We start from the raw sequence: 19,047 nt of genomic DNA on the forward strand, positions 1-19,047 counted from the left end.
TAGCAGTAGATTTCTGTGGCGAATGGTACGAACCGTCGGACGAGGATGTTTTCAGCATCGGCCGCGAGGGTGACCTGGAGGTGGACGACAACCCCTACCTGCACCGGCGTTTCCTCCAGATCGCCCGGTACGACGGCATCTGGTGGCTCAGCAACGTGGGCAGCATGCTGTCCGCCACCGTTGCGGACAGCAGCGGCGGCATGCAGGCGTGGCTCTCGCCGGGTGCGCGGATCCCGCTCGTTTTCAGCCACACCAAGGTGATCTTCACCGCCGGGCCCACCACGTACGAATTCGCCGTCCACCTCAAGACGCCGTCCTTCCGGCAGGAGGCCCCCGACGAGAAGAGCGGCGGTGACACCACCATTGGCCCCGTCGTCTTTACCGACTCGCAGAAGGCGCTCATCGTTGCCCTTGCGGAACCGATGCTGCGGCGAGACGGCACGGGCTTCAGCGCAATACCGTCGTCGGCTGCCGCCGCCAGGACCTTGGGCTGGGCACTGACCCGGTTCAACAGGAAGCTGGACAACGTGTGCGACAAACTGGACAGGGTGGGAGTGGCCGGTCTACGCGGCGGTGGCGGAAAGCTGGCCACCAACCGGCGTGCCCGGCTGGTTGAACACGCCGTGACATCGAACCTGGTGACGGCCGAGGACCTGTACCTGATCGACAAAATAAGGGGGGTCGACGAAGGATGAAGATCCGACTGACACTGCGCCGGGATCCTGCCGAAGCCAAAGACCTTGCCGTAACCGTTGACGGCCTGGCGACCGTGGCGGACATCGCCACCCAGCTGTGGGCCGCCGATCCCGAGCGTCGCGGCACCCAGCCACCCGGCAACCTGTCCCTCAGCATCGACGAGGCCTTCGTGGCTGGCGGCATGCGGGGCAACGTCCTGAACCGTCAGGACAACCTGCTGGAGTCGGGCCTGCGGCCCGGCTCCATCGTCTCCCTGACGCAGGTGAGCGAACAGTTTGCCGCGCCGGGCGCGAACCGGGGCCCCGCCGCGGCAACGCTGCGCATTCTGTCCGGGCCCGACGTCGGGCAGGAGTTTTCGCTGCCGTCCGGCACCAGCTACATCGGCCGGGACCGCGACGTCGACATCCGGCTCTCAGACCCGATGACGTCCAAGCGGCACGCCCGCATCACGGTGGGGGAGACCGTGGAAATCGTCGACACGAATTCCGCCAACGGGCTGATCATGGACGGGCTGCCCGTCACGCGCGCCACGCTGAATTCCTCGGACACGGTGACCCTGGGCGACACGACCGTTGCGGTTGTGGGGCTCGGCCACCACGGGGGTGCGCCGACGTCGCCGCTGGTGGACTTCAACCGCTCGCCGCGTGTGGTTCCGCGCTTCGCACCGCCCAAGCGGGTCCTCCCGGCCGGGCCTAAACGCCAGGACCACCAGCCGTTCCCTTACATCATGCTCATCGCGCCGCTCATGATGGGCGCCATTTTGTTTGCCGTCACGGGCAATGTCCTCTCGGTCCTGTTCATGATGATGATGCCGCTGTTCATCATCGGCCACTATGTGGACCACAAGATGCAAAGCAAACGTGAACGCAAGGAGCAGCTGAAGCAGTTCCGCGAGGCGATGGCCGCGTTCCGCAAGGACATCACCGAGCTGCAGAACATCGAACGGTCCGTGCGGCTGCAGGAGGCACCTTCGGTCAGCGACACGGTGGATTCAATCTACAAGCTGGGGCCGCTGCTCTGGACCCACCGGCCGGAGCACAAGGGGTTCCTGGGCCTGCGCTTCGGGCTGGGCACGGCGCCGTCGCGCATTCCCTTCGAAGAACCCGGCAACAACGAAACCGAAGCCGAATACATGCAGGAAATCCAGGCCTGCCTCAAACAGTTCCAGGTCATTGAAGGCGTACCCATCGTCTCCCAGCTCCGCACTGCCGGCGCGTTCGGGCTGGCGGGCGCCCGGGGGCTTGTGGACGACGTGGCCCGCGGCATGGTGCTCCAGACCGTGGGGCTGCATTCACCGGCTGAGGTTGTGGTCGCGGCCATCACGTCGGCACAGTCGCGGGAGCGCTGGAACTGGCTCCAGTGGCTGCCGCACGTCGGCTCGGGCCACAGCCCGCTCAGCGGCGACCATCTCGCGGCAGGCCCGGCCGGCGGATCCTCGCTGCTGGCCCGGCTGGAGGACCTTATCGACCAGCGCGAAGCCGGTGCCCAGTCGCCTCGGCCGGTTCCCCGGCCCGGCCTCGACAGCGAAACCGGGGACATCCCCGGACCTGTCCTGCCGTCCGTGCTGGTCATCGTGGAAGACGACGCCCCGGTGGACCGCGGACGCCTGACAAGGCTCGTTGAGCGCGGCCCCGACTCCGGCGTGCACGTGATGTGGGTAGCCACGAGCGTGCAGTCCCTCCCGGCCGCGTGCCGCGACTTCATGGTGGTCGACGGTGACAACGGCACCACCACCGGCCAGGTCCGGCTGGGCCGGCACACGTACCCGGTCAGCTGCGAAAGCCTGGATGCTGAACTCGCCGGACAGCTCGCCCGGATGCTGTCCCCGGTCATCGATGTGGGCAAGCCCGTGGACGACGACTCGGACCTTCCCCGTGCGGTGTCCTACGTCAGCCTGATCGGCAAGGACTTCATGGACAACCCTCAGGCCGTGGCGGACCGCTGGAAAGAGAACAACTCGGTCCACGCCACCGCGGTCGCCAACCGCAAGGACAACGGCACCCTCCGGGCCCTGGTGGGGTCCAAAGGCATCGAACCGCTGTACCTGGACCTGAAGAACGAAGGTCCGCACGCCCTGGTGGGCGGCACCACCGGCGCCGGAAAATCGGAATTCCTGCAGTCCTGGGTCATGGGCATGGCAGCCGCCTACAGCCCGGACCGGGTGAGCTTCCTGTTCGTGGACTACAAGGGCGGTGCGGCCTTCGCGGACTGCCTGCACCTGCCCCACACCGTTGGCCTGGTGACCGACCTGTCCCAGCACCTGGTGCGCCGCGCCCTGACGTCCCTCCGGGCCGAACTGCACTACCGGGAACACCTGCTCAACCGCAAGAAGGCCAAGGACCTCCTGGGCCTCCAGCGCGAAGCCGATCCCGAGGCGCCGCCCTACCTCATCATCATCGTGGACGAGTTCGCGGCCCTGGCCACGGAAGTCCCTGAATTCGTGGACGGCGTGGTGGACGTAGCAGCCCGCGGCCGGTCGCTGGGCCTCCACCTGATCCTTGCCACGCAGCGGCCCGCTGGCGTCATCAAGGAGAGCCTGCGCGCCAACACCAACCTTCGCGTCGCGCTTCGCATGGCCGACGAGGACGACGCCACCGACATTCTGGGCGTTCCCACCGCGGCGTACTTCGACCCCTCGATCCCGGGACGAGGCGCGGCCAAAACCGGCCCGGGACGCATCCAGGGCTTCCAGACCGGCTACGCCGGCGGCTGGACAACGGAGAAGCCGCAGGCCCCGCAGATCGACATCGTGGAGATGGCGTTCGGTTCCGGACCCAGCTGGGCCGCACCTGCGCCGGAGAAACCGGTACGGGAAGAACCCGCGGGCCCCAATGACATTGCCCGGATGACGGCAAACATCATCAAGGCAGCGGAAGTCCTCTCCATCGAGCCGCCACGGAAACCGTGGCTCAACGAGCTGGCCACCACCTACGACTTCTCCAAGCTACCCAACCCCCGGACGGATGAACGGCTCCTGCTGGGCGTGGCTGACGACCCGGCCCACCAGGACCAGCCCACCGTTTTCTACGAGCCGGACAAAGACGGCAACATGGCCATCTACGGCACGGGCGGCTCGGGCAAGTCAGCCGCCCTGCGGGGCATCGCGATCGCCGCGGCGGTCACGCCCCGCGGCGGCCCGGTCCACGTCTACGGCATCGACTGCGGTTCCTCGGGGCTAAAGATGCTCGACGGGCTGCCGCACGTGGGCGAGATCATCAACGGTGACGACGTCGAACGCGTTGGCCGGCTGCTGCGCTGGCTGCGTGACGTTGCCGACGACCGTGCGGCCCGATACGCCGAGGTCCGCGCCTCCACCATCGTGGAATACCGGAAGCTGGCCAACGATCCGGACGAGAAGCGGATCTTCATCCTGGTGGACGGCATGTCCACGTTCCGCGAAGCCTACGAATACAGCCGCCTCTCGGCGCTGTGGGACATTTTCCTGCAGCTGGCCACCGACGGCAGGCCCCTGGGCATCCACCTGGTGGTCACCGGCGACCGGCCCAACTCCGTGCCGGCCTCGCTGCTGGCATCGATTCAGCGGCGCCTGGTGCTGCGGCTCTCGTCCGAAGACGACTACATTTCATTGAACGTGGCCAGGGACGTCCTGAGCCAGGGCTCGCCCCCGGGCCGCGGCCTGCTGGGAGCGCACGAGGTCCAGCTCGCAGTGCTCGGCGGCGACTCCAACCTGGCCCTGCAGGCACGCGAACTGCACAAGCTCAGCGAAGCCATGCTCCGCCAGGGCATGCAGAAGGCGCCGCAGATCGAACGGCTCCCCGAACAGGTGGACCTGGACATCCTCCCCGCCGGCAGTCCGGACCTGCCCGTCATCGGTGTGGACGACGAAACGCTCCAGCCGGCCGAGATCATGGCCAAGGGCCCGCTGCTCCTCGCCGGCCCGCCGGGTGCGGGGCGCACCGTTGCCCTGGTCACCATGGCCTACGCGCTGCGCCGGTCCAACCCGGACACCGAGCTGATCTACATCGGCTCCCGCCGCTCCGCCGTCGCGTCGCTGAAGGTTTGGAACCGGTCATTTGTGGGGACGGACGACGTCGAGGAGGCCATCGAGGACCTGGTGGAGTACTCGTCCGGGAACCCGGGCAGCCTGGCCATCTTCATCGAGGGCCTCACCGAGTTCACGGACACTACCGCGGAGTCCGGCATCGAGCAGCTGGTCACCACGTCCATCAAGGCAGACCAGTGGGTGGTGGGCGAATCCGAAACCTCCACCTGGTCCTCCGCCTGGTCCCTGTCACAGCCGTTCAAGTCAGGCCGCCGGGGACTCCTCATCAACCCGGGCGACATCGAAGGCGACAGCCTCCTGAGCACCTCGCTGGGCAAGATCAGCTCCGACTTCATCCCCGGCCGCGGCTACATCGTGGGCCGGGGCAAGGTCCGCAAGCTGCAGATAGCCCTGCCGCCGGAAAACCGCAGCCAGACCGGCCCGGACCTGGGCCGGGTGGGAGCGGCGCGCTGAGTGGTGCATGGGGAGCGGTGCCCATCGACGGTGGTTGGGGCGCGGGATAGGTTCTAGGTAATGGATCTTCCGGATGAGCCGGGGGCCGCTGGGGAGCCGATCGGATCGGGTCCGTTGACTGAAGGAGAAAACTAACGGCTATTTGGGGTGCAGACATTGCTCAGCTCAAGGCACTGGGAACCAAGCTTCAGGCTGGTTCGTCCGAGATTGAGAAGCAGAAGTCGCAGCTGACCAAGGCTCTTGACGGCACCGACTGGAAGGGCCCGGACGCGGACAAGTTCCGCAGCGAATGGTCCGGTTCGCACGTCACGGCCCTGGCCAAGGTGGCGCAGGCGCTGCAGGAAGCCGGCAAGCAGGCTACCAAGAACGCTTCCCAGCAGGAAGAGGCTTCCCGCTAGGAACGCCTCCCTCCGGGAGTACTTTGCCGGATGCCCCGGACGCAGCTACGCGTCCGGGGCATCCGTGTGTTACCAGCCAGACAATGTCGTAGATCTAGGGCAGGATAGGTCTGTGAGCACAGGGAACACGGCAGAAGACACCAAGACAGACAGCACAAACCAGGCAAGCAGTGGCCAAGTGCCTTCCGGCGAGGTGCGCGAGGAGTACGAAAGCCTGGTGGAACAGGTCCGCAAGCACCGCTTCGCCTACTACCAGGAAGATGCGCCGACCGTTTCGGACGCTGAGTTCGACGAACTCTTCCGGCGCCTCGAAACGATTGAGGCCATGCACCCGGAGCTGGTGGCCAACGATTCCCCCACCCAGGCGGTGGGCGGCGAAGTCTCCGCCGCGTTTGCCGCCGTCGAACACCTGCAGCGGATGTACAGCCTCGAGGACGTCTTTTCCCTCGAGGAACTCGAGGCCTGGATCGCCAAGGCCGAGGCCAGCGTCGCCAAGCTGGGCAACGGCAGTGCCGGTCCCACCTGGCTCACCGAACTCAAGATCGACGGCCTGGCGGTCAGCCTGCTGTACCGCGACGGCAAACTGGTCCGTGCAGCCACCCGCGGGGACGGCTACACCGGCGAGGACATCACCCACAATGTCCTGACCATCAAGGAAATCCCGCAGCAGCTAAGCGGCAGCAACTTTCCGGCCGAAATGGAAGTCCGCGGCGAGGTCTTCATACCGTCCAAGGCCTTCGCCGAATTCAATGAGGCACTGATTGAGGCCGGCAAGGCGCCGCTGGCCAACCCCCGCAACGCCGCCGCAGGCTCGCTGCGCCAGAAGGACCCGGCGGAAACCGCCAAGCGCCCGCTGCGCATGTACGTCCACGGCATCGGTGCCCGCGAAGGCCTGGAAACGGCAAGCCAGTCGGACACCTACCGCCAGCTCGCCGAATGGGGACTGCCTACGAGCCCGTACTTCGAGCTGCTCGGCAGCCTGAAGGAAGTGCTCGGCTTCATCAAACGCTACGGCGACAAACGGCACAGCCTCACCCACGAGATCGACGGCATCGTGGTTAAGGTGGACGATTTCGCCACCCAGCGTGCCCTCGGGTACACCTCCCGGGTGCCGCGCTGGGCCGTCGCCTACAAGTATCCGCCGGAGGAAGTCCGCACCAAGCTGCTGGATATCGCGGTGAACGTTGGACGTACCGGCCGGGTCACCCCGTTCGGCGTTATGGAGCCTGTGAAGGTGGCCGGCTCCACCGTGGGAATGGCCACCCTGCACAACCAGGACGTCGTCAAGGCCAAGGGCGTGAAGATTGGCGACATCGTGGTGCTCCGCAAAGCCGGGGACGTCATCCCGGAGATCGTGGGCCCCGTGCTTGCGCTTCGGGACCAGCAGGACCCGCCGGTGCGGGATTTTGTGATGCCCACCGAATGCCCGTCCTGCGGGACGCCCCTTGCTCCCGGGAAGGAAGGGGACGTGGACATCCGCTGCCCCAATTCACGCTCCTGCCCGGCGCAGCTGCGTGAACGTGTGTTCCATGTGGCCAGCCGCGGCGCCTTCGATATTGAGGCCCTGGGTTGGGAAGCCGCCATCGCCCTGACGCAGCCTGCCGAACCGGAAACGCCGCCCCTCACCAGCGAAGCCACGCTCTTCCGGCTCACGCGCGAGGACCTTGCCGATGTCCGCATCAGCCGCGAAAAGCGGTCCAAGGGAGTGGGCACGGGCGAATTCGAGCTGGTGCCGTACTTCTTCAGCAAGGGCACGGCCAAGTCACCTTCGAAGCCGACGGTCACCACCGAAAAGCTCTTCACTGAGCTGGCGAAAGCCAAGACCCAGCCGCTGTGGCGCGTCCTGGTGGCGCTGTCCATCCGCCACGTCGGGCCCCGCGCATCGCGCGCCCTTGCCACCGCCTTCGGCTCGATGGACGCCATCCGGCAGGCCTCCGAGGAGGAGCTCGCCCACGTGGACGGCGTGGGCCCGGTGATCGCCGCGGCGCTGAAGGAGTGGTTCGCCGAGGACTGGCACCGTGAAATCGTGGACACGTGGGCCGCGGACGGCGTGCGGATGGCCGATGAGCGGGACGAATCCACGCCGCGGACTCTGGAAGGGCTGACCATCGTGGTCACCGGCAGCCTCGAAGGCTTCAGCCGGGACGAGGCCAAGGAAGCCATCCTCATCCGTGGCGGCAAAGCCGCAGGATCCGTCTCCAAGAACACCAGTTATGTCGTGGCCGGGGAGAACGCCGGAACAAAACTGGACAAGGCCGAGCAGCTGGGCCTGAGAGTGCTGGACGAGGACGGGTTCCGCGAGCTGCTGGCCAACGGTCCGGCCGTCGCAGCTGAGGAAGCGGCCGCTGCTACCGGGGATTCCGAAGACCACCTGGAAGGGACGGCGGAATGAGTGCCCCGACAGCTGACCGTGCAGCCGACCTGCTGGAGGTGGCCAAGGCTGCAGCCGCTGCCGGGGCCGCCGTGCTCGCCGCCCGGAACGCCGCCGAACTGGATGCCAGCAACAAGGGAGCGGCGGGGGACTGGGTGACCGCTTTCGACGTGGCCGCCGAGAACGCGGTGCGCGAAGTCATCACCCGGGCACGGCCGCAGGACACCATCACCGGGGAGGAACACGGCACGGTCAGCCGCGGGAATCCCAGTGGCTACCGCTGGTCCATCGACCCGCTGGACGGCACCACCAACTTCATCCGGAACATCGTCTACTACGGCACCTCAGTGGCCGTGGCGGCCCCCGACGGCGCCTGGCTCGCCGGCGTCGTGAATGCCCCCGCCCTGGGCCGCATCTACTATGCATCGCGAGGCGGCGGTGCCTGGCTCGAGGAACAGGGCCAGCGGACCCAGCTCACCGGCCCCGTTCCCGGGCGCAAGGGCCAGATCCTGGCCACCGGCTTCAGCTACGATCCCGATGTCCGCGCGGAACAGGCCGAGGCACTCGGCGGCTTCATGGACGGGTTCGCCGATGTGCGCCGGCTCGGGTCCGCTGCGTTGGACCTGTGCCTCGTGGCGGACGGCACCCATGACGCCTTCGGGGAACGCGGGCTCAATGAGCATGACTTCTCCGCCGGCGCCCTCATCGCCGAGGAGGCCGGATGCTGGGTCCGCCGCCCACGGCTGACCAGCCCCCTCGACGGCGGGCCTTCGGATGAGGAACGGCTTGCCGCGTGGACGTGCGCCGGGACCCTCGAGCTGTCAGGGAAGTTCCCGCTGTAGGAAGGGCTCACGCCCCCGCTGTGGCCAGCCCTGCGGCGCCGGAGTAGCGGTTGAGCGGCCGTTCCAGTCCGTAGTGCCCGCGCAGTGTGCTGGCGGTGTACTCCGTCCGGAACAGGCCGCGCTGCCGAAGCACCGGCACCACATGGTCCACGAATGCCTCCAGCCCTGAGGGAAGCACGGCGGGCATGATGTTGAAGCCGTCGGCGGCGCCGTTTTCGAACCAGAGCTGAATGGCATCGGCCACCTGCTCCGGCGTTCCCGAGAACGTGCGGTGCCCGCGGCCGCCGCCGAGGCGCCCGATCAGCTGGCGCACCGTGAGCCGCTCGCGGCGGGCAAGTTCCACGATCAGGGTGTAGCGGCTCTTCGCGCCCTGGACGGAATCTTCATCCGGGAGGTCCGTGGGCAGTTGCCGGTCCAGCGGCAGGTCCTCCGGGCTGACGCCCAGGGTCTTCGCCAGTTCGATCCGTGCATACTCAGGGCGGATCAGCTCATCCAGTTCACGTTCCAGCTTCTTGGCCCCGGCCTCGGTGCCTGCCAGCACCGGCACGATCCCGGGCAGGATCTTGATGCCCTCCGGGTCGCGGCCGGCTGCCGCCGTCCGGGCCTTGAGGTCGGTGTAGAAATCCTGGGCGTCCTCGAGGGTCTGTTGTGCGGTGAACACAGCCTCTGCGTACAGTGCCGCCAAGCCTTTGCCGTCTTCGGAGGATCCGGCCTGGACGATCAGCGGGTACCCCTGGGGTGAGCGCGGTACGTTCAACGGACCGCGGATCCTGAAGTGCTCGCCCACATGGTCGATCGGCCTGACCTTATCCGGATCGGCCCAGACACCGGCTTCCTTGTCCGCCACCACGGCGTCGTCGTCCCAGCTGTCCCACAGCTTGCCGGCGACATCCAGGAACTCCGCCGCCCGCTCATAACGGGTGGCGTGGGCAGGCTGGTCATCGTCGCCGAAGTTCCGCGCGGCCTCGGGCCCTGCGGTAGTGACCACGTTCCAGCCGGCACGGCCTCCGCTGACGAAATCCACGGAGGCGAATCGACGGGCAAAGTTGAACGGATCATTGTACGTGGTGGATGCGGTGGCAATGAGGCCGATCCTCTCGGTGGCTGCGGCGATGGCGGTCAGCAGCACGGTGGGTTCGAACTTTCCGGCCGGCCGGCGGCCCACGTTGCCGAAGATCACGGGGGAGTCTGCGAAGAAAATGGAATCGAAGGTGCCCCGCTCGGCGATTTGTGCCAGGTTGCGGTAGTGGCTGATGTCCGTGCTGGCAAGGGGGTTGCTTTCGGGCAGCCGCCAGGAAGCTTCGTGGTGGCCGGTGCTCATAAGGAATGCGTTGAGGTGCAAGGTGCGTTGGGAGGGTGCCATGGTGTGATCCTGTCGGTCGGGTTGGAGATGGGTTGGCGGTCGTGTGCGGTTCGGTGGTGCAAATCAACCACAGCCAAACCGGCCGCTGCCAGCCTTGGCGACCACTGGAGAAACGGTGCGACACAGCGGGAAACCCCCGGAAATGCAGGGCAACACAGGGCAACTTCTGGACACACAACGAAACGCAGGACACAAGTCAAGGGCATCGGGACAGCACGGATCGTAGTGATAGTTCAGTCACGGAAACGGCCGTTTCGCGGGGAGGGGGACGCCCCCGCGACTACCATGTACAAGTGCATTCGCAGATCCTCATTCGCCCCGCCGTTCCGGCAGATTACGACGCCGTTGCCCGCATCACCCGGGACGCCTACCTCGCCGCGGGCTACTTCGCGAGTGCCGACCACCCGTACATGCTGCAGATCCAGGATGTCGCCACGCGGGCAGCGCAGGCCACCGTGTGGGTGGCTGAGCGCGCGGGCCGCATTGTCGGTTCGGTGACGCTGGCAGTTGCCGGAGAGCCCTATGCGGACATTGCACTGGCCGACGAACTCGAATTCCGCATGCTCGTGGTGGATCCGAACGTCCAGCGCAGCGGCGCGGGCAAAGCGATGGTCGAGGCCATCATCGGCCATGCTAAGTCGCTGGACGGCATAAAGGGTGTGGCCCTGACGACGGGCCGCGATTGGGAAAGCGCGCACGGGCTGTACCGCAAGACTGGCTTCCAGCGTGTTCCCGAGCGCGACTGGTTCGTGCCGGACACCGACATAAAGCTGCTGGTTTACCGGCTCGACGTCTAGCAGCCCTAAAGTGGTGCCGACTCAAGGCACCATCGAAAGGCACACCATGCGCAAGACATTCGGCACCGGCTCCACGTGGGAGCAGAAACTCGGCTATTCCCGCGCGGTACAGGTGGACAACACCCTGTACATCTCCGCCACTGCCGCCAGCGGGGACAACGGAATCGTGGGTGAAGGCTTCTACACCCAGACGAAGTACATCCTGGAAAAGCTGGGCGCAGTCCTCACCGAGGCCGGGTTCGAATACGGCGACGTGGTGCAGTCCAAGCTGTACCTAACGGACATCAGCAAGTGGGAAGACGCCGGCCGCGCCCACGGCGAAGTGTTCGGCGAGATCCGTCCCACGCTGTCCCTGGTCCACGTGCTGCCGTTCCTCGACCCCAAGATGCTGGTGGAGATCGAACTCGTGGCCCACAAGAGCGCCAGCTAGCAGGCTCCAACGCTATTGAGCCGGGAGGCCGTAGCGGTGTTCCGGGCGGCCCGTGGTTCCGTAGCGGAGTTGGATGTCGACGGCGCCGTCGTCCGCCAGCGAGGAGAGGTACCGCTGGGCGGTGGCGCGGGATACCCCCACCCGCCCGGCCACTTCCGCCGCCGAATACTGCTCGCCTGGTTCCAGGGACTCCAGCACCGCCACCTCGGTCGCGGAGCGCGGCTTGGCGGACGCCGTGACGTCGCCGGGGATCAGCGAACGCTTGGCCCGCTCCACAGTGTCCTGGTCCAGGGAGCCCGGCTGGGCCAGGATCCGCCGGTACCGGGCATAGGAGCGGAGCTGCTGCGACAGGGACTCGGCGGTGAACGGCTTCAACAGGTACCCGAGGGCGCCGCGACGGAAGGCCACCCGCAGCGAAACGGAGTCGGACGCCGCGCTCAGGATCATGGTGTCCACATCCAGCTGGCGGAGCAGGTCAAGGCCCGAGCCATCAGGCAGGTACACATCCAGCAGCACCAGGTCCGGGCGCAGGCTGTGGATGGCCTGCAGCGCCTGCGACGCCGATCCCGCAGGCGGCAGCGCCAGGAATCCCGCCACCGAATCCACATACGCCGCGTGCAGCTTGGCCACGTGGAAATCGTCATCCACAATCAGCACCCTGAAATCCTCAGCCATCCCTGTCCTTCCCGATGAAACTGTCCTTCCCGATGGGCTTGTCCCTTCCGGGCAGGTCGGCAGTGGTCCGCGGCAGCGTTGCCATGAACACGGCGCCGGGGCCGCCTGGGGAGCCGGGGTCCAGGACGCTGACGTCCCCGCCGCGGCGCCGAGCAAGCTGCCGGGCAAGCGCCAGCCCCAGGCCCTGGCCGCCGCCGGCACGCGCCGGCCGTGCCGCCGTCGTGAATCCTTCGGCGAACACGGCTTCCGCCCCGGCGGTCGCCGTTTCGGGAGCCAGGCCGTCGCCGGAATCCGCGACGACGATGTGCAGCGTGCCGCCGTCGGGTCCCGGCTCGTCCAGCAGTTCCACTTCCACCCAGCGGTCCGACGCGGAGCCGGCGACGGCGGCGTTCACGGCGTTGTCGATCAGGTTTCCCAGCACTGTGGTGACGTCCTGCGGCTCGGTGACCTGTCCGCGCACCAGGGTTTCCGGGCCGATGCGCAGTGTCACGCCGCGTTCGTCCGCCTCCACGCCCTTGGCACCGACGAAAGCCTGCAGGTAAGGGTCCTGCAGGAGCTCGGCCTGGTCCACCGGGAACTTGAGCGGACCGGTGGCGGCCAGGCGCGCCAGGTAGTCGCGGGCCTGTTGGTGCTGCCCGATGCTCATGAAACCGGCAATGGTGTGCAGTTGGTTGGCGAACTCGTGGCGCTGGGCGCGCAGCGCGGTGGACATGGTGCCAACGGCATCCAGCTGGCGGGTCAGGTGCTGCAGCTCGGTGCGGTCGCGGAGCATCACCACCCAGCCCAGGTCCTCCTGCCGGTGCAGCGCCTTGCGGGCGCTGGCCACCAGCACGCGGGCACCGGAAATGACTTCGACGGCGTCTGCTTCGGCCGCGTCCGGCCGGGTCAGGGCCTTCAGCTGCTCCGGGACCGGAGCCTGCTCCCACGGTGTGCCGGCGAGATCGGGCTGGTCGAGGAGCCTCTGCGCCGCCGCGTTGAAGACGCTGATCCTGCCGTCGGCCGCTACGCCGATCACGCCGTCGTCAACGCCCTGGAGGACAGCCACCTGGTCATGTACCAGCGTGCTGATCTCCTCCGGTTCCAGGCCCAGCGTCAGCCGCTGCAGGCGGCGGCGCAACAGGAACGAGGCCAGGATTCCGGCCAGCAGGGACCCGGCCGCGGTCAGCGCGATGGGCGTGATGTCCCGGGCCAGGCTCTGGACGACGCTCTCAGTGGAATACCCCACGCTGACCTCGCCCACCACCGTGTCCGAATCCGGGCCGAAGACCGGCACCTTGGCTCCCGCCGATGGTCCCAGCGTTCCGGTGTTCCGGGTGGTCACCTCCTTGCCCGAGAGGGCTTCGGAGGGATCCGTGCTGACTTTTTCGCCGAGCCGGTCGGCATCCGGGTGCGCGAGCCGCAGGCCCGTTTCATCCGTGATCACCACGAACAGCGCGCCGGTGCGGGTCCGCGCACCCTCGGCCGCCGCCATCAGCGGGCCGGTGAGCAGAACCGACGCCGGGGGAGTGCCCGCCTCCCGGCTGATGGCCTGGACCTCCCGGCGGACCGTGGGATCCGAGGCTACGGTGCGCGCCAGGGTGAGTGCCTGGCTTTCCGCCTCCCGGCCCAGCCGCTCATACGTCAGCCAGGCATGCACCGCGCCGCTGAGCAGCACAACGAGCAAAACCACTCCGAGCTGGAGCAGCAGGGTCTGCGTGGAAAACCGCAGTGGCTGCCTCGGTGCCGGACGCTTCATTGCCCTCCTGACGGGATTGTGGCCGCTGTGCCGGGGATTTCCGCCGGACGGCGGCAGGGCCGAAACAGGGGAAATCGGCGCGCTGAGCTAAATGAGCAAAATGCTCCCAATAAGCAGTATGCCAATCAATTGAGCCAAAGGCACGGCCGTGACGCGGGCCACCCTAACGTCTGTAGTACGCATCACACCGGGGTGGTGCGTAACACACAAAGGAGCCGGCTGTGCTGGTATTACTAGGATTCGCCATGATCGCGGTATTCATGGTGCTGATCATGACGAAGAAGTTGACGCCAGTGCTGGCGCTGATCATTGTTCCCACCGTCTTCGGGCTGTTCGCCGGGGCTGGACTGGGTATCGGGGACATGGTGCTGGACTCGATGAAGTCCATGACGTCCACCGCAGCCCTGCTGATGTTCGCCATCATCTACTTCGGCCTGATGATCGACGTCGGGCTGTTCGACCCGCTGGTGCGGTTCATCCTCCGCAAGCTGGGCAATGACCCCGCCAAGGTGGTGCTCGGCACCGCCATCCTGGCCGCCGCGGTGTCCCTCGACGGCGACGGCTCCACCACCTTCATCCTCACCACCGCCGCCATGCTGCCCATCTACCTGCGGCTGAAAATGAGCCCCGTGGTCCTGACCTGCGTGGCCGGCCTCGCCAACGGCACCATGAACATCCTGCCGTGGGGCGGCCCCACCGCCCGCGCCGCCACCGCGCTCAAGCTCGACGTCAACGACGTCTTCGTTCCGATGATCCCGTCCCTGATCGCCGGCCTGGTCGTTGTCCTCGTCTTCTCCTGGCTGCTTGGCCTGCAGGAACGCAACCGCCTCCGCGCAGTCGCTCCGGAAATCTGGGGAACGCCGTCGTCGGCAGAGCCGTTTTCCGCAGTAGCGTTCGACGGCGGCACCCCGGCAGCCGGCACGGCCGGCGGGTCCGGAACCGGCCGCGGCCGCAAGGGCTCCGGTCCTGCCCCCGCCGGCCTCTCCCCGGAAGGTTCCTCCGTTGCAGTCCTGGAACGGCCCGAAACCCTTGTTGACGACCGCGACTCCGCCATGGCGGACACGGCCCTGGACCCGAACCGGAAGACACTGCGGCCCAAGCTGCAGTGGTTCAACCTGGGCCTCACCGTCGCCGTGATGGTCATGCTCGTTGCAGACCTGGTGCCGCTGCCGTTCGTCTTCATGGTGGGCTCGGCTATCGCCCTGCTGGTGAACTTCCCCAAGGTCAAGGACCAGGGCGCCCAGCTCATCGCCCACGCACCGTCCATAGTGGCCGTCGTCAGTATGGTCATGGCCGCCGCAGTGCTCACCGGTGTCCTGAAAGGCACCGGCATGGTCGAGGCCATGTCCGCGTGGCTCGTGCAGATCATCCCCACCAGCATGGGCCCGTTCATGGCCGTCATCACCGGCGTCCTCAGCATCCCTATGACGTTCTTCATGAGCAACGACGCCTTCTACTTCGGCGTCCTCCCGGTACTGAGCGAGACGGCTGCGCACTACGGCATCAGCGGTGCCGAAATGGCGCGGGCCTCCATCACCGGCCAGCCGTTCCACCTGCAGAGCCCGCTGGTTCCTGCCATCCTGCTGCTCGTGTCGCTGGCCAAGGTGGACCTCGGCGACCACCACAAAAAGGTGCTTTGGCGCACCGCCGTCATCTCGCTGGTAATGCTCGGAGTCGGAATGCTGACGGGAGCCATCGGCATCGGCTAGGGTAAAGCTGCCTGCGGCCGCACGCTGCTTGCAGATGCGCTGTGGGTCGGTGCTGCCCGTCTGACGCCCGCTGGGGGTCGTCAGGCGGGCACACTGTTGCAACGTAGACTATGGGGGAAACCAAAACTACATTGCAGGGGAGATCCATGGCTGCGATCAACCGCGACGACGTCGCGCATCTCGCGCGTCTCGCGCACATCGAGATGAGTGCTGAAGAGCTGGACCGGATGGCCGGCGAACTCGCCGTCATCGTCGAATCAGTGAAGTCCGTAAGTGAAGCCGCCGGTGATGATGTCCCGGCCACGTCCCACCCCATCCCGCTGACGAATGTGTTCCGCGAGGACGTTGTGGGCCACACCTTCACAGCCGAGCAGTCCCTGAGCGGTGCCCCCGACGCATACGAAGGCCGCTTCAAGGTTCCGGCCATCCTGGATGAGGACTGATACATGACTGAACTGAACAGCACCGACTCTTCCAGCTCCGCCCTGATCCGGCTCTCCGCGGCCCAGCTCGCCCAGAAGCTCGCGGCCGGCGAAGTCACCTCTGTCGAGGTCACCCAGGCCTGCCTGGACCGCATCGCAGCGGTTGACGGCGGCCCGCGCGGAGTGCACGCCTTCCTGCACGTCAACACCGAGGAGGCGCTCGCCGTCGCCGCAGAGGTGGACGCCATCCGCGCCGCCGGCGGTACTGCCGCCGAGGAACTCCACGAACTCGCCGGCGTGCCCATCGCCGTCAAGGACCTCATCGTCACCGTCGGCCAGCCCACCACGGCCGGCTCCAAGATCCTCGAAGGCTGGCTCAGCCCGTACGACGCCACGGTGGTCAAGCGCCTCCGCGACGCCAAGATGCCCATCCTGGGCAAGACCAACCTGGACGAATTCGCCATGGGTTCCTCCACGGAGCACTCGGCCTACGGCCCCACCCGCAACCCGTGGGACCTGGACCGGATCCCCGGTGGATCCGGCGGCGGCTCGGCTGCCGCCGTCGCCGCGTTTGAAGCGCCCCTTGCCCTGGGCACGGACACCGGCGGGTCCATCCGCCAGCCCGGCGCCGTCACCGGCACCGTGGGCGTGAAGCCCACCTACGGCAGCGTGTCCCGCTATGGCGCCATTGCGATGGCCTCCTCGCTGGACCAGATCGGCCCGGTCTCCCGCACCGTGCTGGACTCGGCGCTCCTGCACCAGGTCATCGGCGGCCACGACCCCTATGACTCCACGTCCCTGCAGGACCCGCTGGAGGACCTCGTTGCCGCGGCACGGCTGGGCAATGTGGACGGCATGAAGATCGGCATCATCAAGGAACTCCACGGTGAGGGCTACCAGGCCGGCGTCGAGAACCGTTTCAACGAATCGCTGGAGCTGCTCAAGCAGGCCGGTGCGGAAATCGTTGAGGTGTCCTGCCCCAACTTCAAGTACGCGCTGGGCGCCTACTACCTGATCATGCCGTCGGAGGCTTCCTCCAACCTGGCAAAGTTCGACGGCGTCCGGTACGGCCTGCGCGTCCTACCCAAGGATGCGCCGCTCACCATCGAACGCGTCATGGGTGCCACCCGCGCCGCAGGCTTTGGCGACGAAGTGAAGCGCCGCATCATCCTGGGCACCTACGCGCTCAGCGCCGGCTACTACGACGCCTACTACGGCTCGGCCCAGAAGGTCCGCACCCTGATCCAGCGTGACTTCGAGGCCGCGTTCGCCAAGGCCGACGTGCTGATTTCCCCGACCGCGCCCACCACGGCGTTCAAGCTGGGCGAGAAGCTCAACGACCCGCTGGCAATGTACCTCAACGACGTCGCTACCATCCCCGCCAACATGGCGGGCGTCCCCGGGCTCTCCCTGCCAGGCGGCCTGGCCGACGAGGACGGACTGCCCGTGGGCATCCAGCTGCTGGCTCCGGCCCGCCAGGATGCGCGCCTGTACCGGGTGGGTGCTGTCCTTGAATCCCTGCTCGAGGCGAAATGGGGCGGACCGCTCCTGGCCCAGGCCCCGGCTCTGGCCACCTCGGTGGTTGAGCCTGTCGAGACCCTCGAAACCCAGGAGGCAAAATAATGAGCGTTGACGCAACCCTGAGCTTCGAAGAGGCCATGGAGAAGTACGATCCCGTCCTGGGGTTCGAGGTCCACGTGGAGCTCAACACCAAGACCAAGATGTTCTCCTCCGCGCCGAACGTCTTCGGCGACGAGCCCAACACGAACGTCAACGAAGTTGACCTCGGCATGCCGGGCGTGCTGCCCGTGGTGAACAGGACCGCAATCGAGTCCTCCATCAAGATCGGCCTCGCGCTCAACTGCAAGATCGCCGAGACCTGCCGCTTCGCCCGGAAGAACTACTTCTACCCGGACACCCCGAAGAACTTCCAGACGTCCCAGTACGACGAACCCATCGCGTACGACGGCTACCTGGACATCGAACTTTCGGACGGCACCGTGTTCCGCGTCGAAATCGAGCGCGCCCACATGGAAGAGGACGCCGGCAAGCTGACCCACATGGGCGGCTCCGCAGGCCGCATCCAGGGTGCGGACTACTCGCTGGTGGACTACAACCGTTCCGGCGTTCCGCTGGTGGAAATCGTCACCAAGCCGATCCAGGGCGCCGGCAGCCGTGCTCCGGAACTGGCCAAGGCCTACGTGGCCGCGGTGCGTGAGATCGTCAAGAACCTCGGCGTTTCGGACGCCAAGATGGAGCGTGGCAACGTGCGCTGCGACGCCAACGTCTCGCTGCGCCCGCACGGCCGCGAACGCTTCGGCATCCGCTCGGAAACGAAGAACGTGAACTCGCTGCGCGCCGTCGAACATGCCGTCCGCTACGAGATCCAGCGGCACGCAGCGGTCCTGGATTCCGGCGAGCCGGTCATCCAGGAAACGCGCCACTGGCACGAGGACACCCGCTCGACGACGTCGGGCCGGGCCAAGTCCGACGCCGACGACTACCGCTACTTCCCGGAACCGGACCTGGTGCCGATCGTCGCTTCCCGCGAATGGGTGGAGGAACTGCGCGCCACCCTGCCCGAGCCGCCAGCCGAGCGCCGCAAGCGCCTGCAGGCCGACTGGGGCTATTCGGACCTGGAATTCCGCGACGTGGTCAACGCCGGCGTCATGGACGAGATCGAGGAAACCATCGCCGCCGGCGCCACCGCCACGGTGGCCCGCAAGTGGTGGATGGGCGAGATCGTGGGCCGCGCCAAGAACGCCGACGTCGATCCCGGCCAGCTGGGCGTCAAGCCCGAAACCATCGTGGAACTGAACAAGATGGTCGAAGCCGGCAAGATCAACAACAAGATGGCCGCCGAAGTGCTCGACGGCGTTCTCGCCGGCGAAGGCACCCCCGCGGAGATCGTGGAGAAGCGCGGCCTGGCCGTGGTCTCCGACGACGGCCCCCTGCTGGAAGCCATCGACGCGGCCCTCGCCGCGCAGCCCGACGTCGCGGAGAAGATCCGCGGCGGCAAGTTGCAGGCCATCGGCGCGATCGTGGGCGGTGTCATGAAGGCCACCCGCGGGCAGGCCGACGCCAACCGCGTTCGCGAGCTGATCCTGCAGAAGCTCGGCGTCGAAGGCTGAT

14 protein-coding genes are annotated in these 19,047 nt (G+C 67.0%); 11 read left to right on the forward strand and 3 right to left on the reverse strand.

Annotation, left to right across the window (positions count from 1 at the left end; genetic code table 11):
- The first annotated feature begins 80 nt into the window (after positions 1 to 80).
- From FCN77_RS07455 to FCN77_RS07475, 5 genes are all read left to right on the forward strand, one after another.
- A complete protein-coding gene (locus FCN77_RS07455; protein WP_254678896.1) occupies positions 81 to 695 on the forward strand; it encodes a hypothetical protein in 615 nt (204 codons plus the stop codon).
- Positions 692 to 5,173 (forward strand): FtsK/SpoIIIE domain-containing protein, encoded by a 4,482-nt coding sequence (locus tag FCN77_RS07460; protein WP_137321755.1) that lies wholly within the window; start codon positions 692 to 694, stop codon positions 5,171 to 5,173. The genes FCN77_RS07455 and FCN77_RS07460 overlap by 4 nt, the downstream gene beginning before the upstream one ends.
- Positions 5,174 to 5,313: 140 nt before the next feature.
- A complete protein-coding gene (locus FCN77_RS26695; protein WP_137324687.1) occupies positions 5,314 to 5,571 on the forward strand; it encodes a hypothetical protein in 258 nt (85 codons plus the stop codon).
- A 112-nt stretch (positions 5,572 to 5,683) separates the two neighbouring features.
- Complete coding sequence (ligA, locus tag FCN77_RS07470) at positions 5,684 to 7,963, forward strand: NAD-dependent DNA ligase LigA (RefSeq protein WP_175417181.1); 2,280 nt, start codon at positions 5,684 to 5,686, stop codon at positions 7,961 to 7,963.
- Positions 7,960 to 8,784 carry an inositol monophosphatase family protein gene (locus FCN77_RS07475; RefSeq protein WP_137321757.1) on the forward strand — a complete coding sequence of 275 codons (825 nt, stop codon included), beginning with the start codon at positions 7,960 to 7,962 and terminating at the stop codon, positions 8,782 to 8,784. Before ligA ends, FCN77_RS07475 begins: the two co-directional genes overlap by 4 nt.
- A 7-nt stretch (positions 8,785 to 8,791) precedes the next feature.
- On the opposite strand, the gene FCN77_RS07480 is transcribed toward FCN77_RS07475, so the two are convergent.
- Positions 8,792 to 10,147 carry an LLM class flavin-dependent oxidoreductase gene (locus FCN77_RS07480; protein WP_137321758.1) on the reverse strand — a complete coding sequence of 452 codons (1,356 nt, stop codon included), beginning with the start codon at positions 10,145 to 10,147 and terminating at the stop codon, positions 8,792 to 8,794.
- A 293-nt stretch (positions 10,148 to 10,440) separates the two neighbouring features.
- On the opposite strand from FCN77_RS07480, the gene FCN77_RS07485 reads away from it, so the two are divergent.
- Together FCN77_RS07485 and FCN77_RS07490 are read left to right on the forward strand one after the other, a co-directional pair.
- On the forward strand, positions 10,441 to 10,944 hold the full coding sequence (locus FCN77_RS07485; protein ID WP_137321759.1) for a GNAT family N-acetyltransferase: 504 nt from the start codon (positions 10,441 to 10,443) through the stop codon (positions 10,942 to 10,944).
- A 46-nt stretch (positions 10,945 to 10,990) separates the two neighbouring features.
- Positions 10,991 to 11,374 (forward strand): RidA family protein, encoded by a 384-nt coding sequence (locus FCN77_RS07490; RefSeq protein WP_137321760.1) that lies wholly within the window; start codon positions 10,991 to 10,993, stop codon positions 11,372 to 11,374.
- Positions 11,375 to 11,386: 12 nt separating this feature from the next.
- Here the strand turns inward: FCN77_RS07490 and FCN77_RS07495 are convergent, their stop codons facing one another.
- The gene (locus FCN77_RS07495; protein ID WP_137321761.1) at positions 11,387 to 12,049 is read right to left on the reverse strand and encodes a response regulator; all 663 of its coding nucleotides are present in this window, start codon (positions 12,047 to 12,049) and stop codon (positions 11,387 to 11,389) included.
- Positions 12,042 to 13,784: an ATP-binding protein gene (locus tag FCN77_RS07500; RefSeq protein ID WP_137321762.1), complete on the reverse strand. Its 1,743-nt coding sequence runs from the start codon at positions 13,782 to 13,784 to the stop codon at positions 12,042 to 12,044. Before FCN77_RS07500 ends, FCN77_RS07495 begins: the two co-directional genes overlap by 8 nt.
- 221 nt (positions 13,785 to 14,005) lie before the next feature.
- Here FCN77_RS07500 and FCN77_RS07505 point away from each other — a divergent pair, with 221 nt between their 5' ends.
- From FCN77_RS07505 to gatB, 4 genes are all read left to right on the forward strand, one after another.
- A complete protein-coding gene (locus tag FCN77_RS07505; RefSeq protein WP_137321763.1) occupies positions 14,006 to 15,493 on the forward strand; it encodes a CitMHS family transporter in 1,488 nt (495 codons plus the stop codon).
- 146 nt (positions 15,494 to 15,639) lie between these two features.
- A complete protein-coding gene (gene gatC, locus FCN77_RS07510; protein WP_011691167.1) occupies positions 15,640 to 15,936 on the forward strand; it encodes an Asp-tRNA(Asn)/Glu-tRNA(Gln) amidotransferase subunit GatC in 297 nt (98 codons plus the stop codon).
- 3 nt (positions 15,937 to 15,939) lie between these two features.
- Positions 15,940 to 17,538 carry an Asp-tRNA(Asn)/Glu-tRNA(Gln) amidotransferase subunit GatA gene (gene gatA / locus FCN77_RS07515; RefSeq protein ID WP_137321764.1) on the forward strand — a complete coding sequence of 533 codons (1,599 nt, stop codon included), beginning with the start codon at positions 15,940 to 15,942 and terminating at the stop codon, positions 17,536 to 17,538.
- The gene (gatB, locus tag FCN77_RS07520) at positions 17,538 to 19,046 is read left to right on the forward strand and encodes an Asp-tRNA(Asn)/Glu-tRNA(Gln) amidotransferase subunit GatB (RefSeq protein WP_137321765.1); all 1,509 of its coding nucleotides are present in this window, start codon (positions 17,538 to 17,540) and stop codon (positions 19,044 to 19,046) included. The genes gatA and gatB overlap by 1 nt, the downstream gene beginning before the upstream one ends.
- The last annotated feature ends 1 nt before the right edge of the window (position 19,047 follow it).

This window comes from Arthrobacter sp. 24S4-2 (assembly GCF_005280255.1).
Classification (GTDB): domain Bacteria; phylum Actinomycetota; class Actinomycetes; order Actinomycetales; family Micrococcaceae; genus Arthrobacter.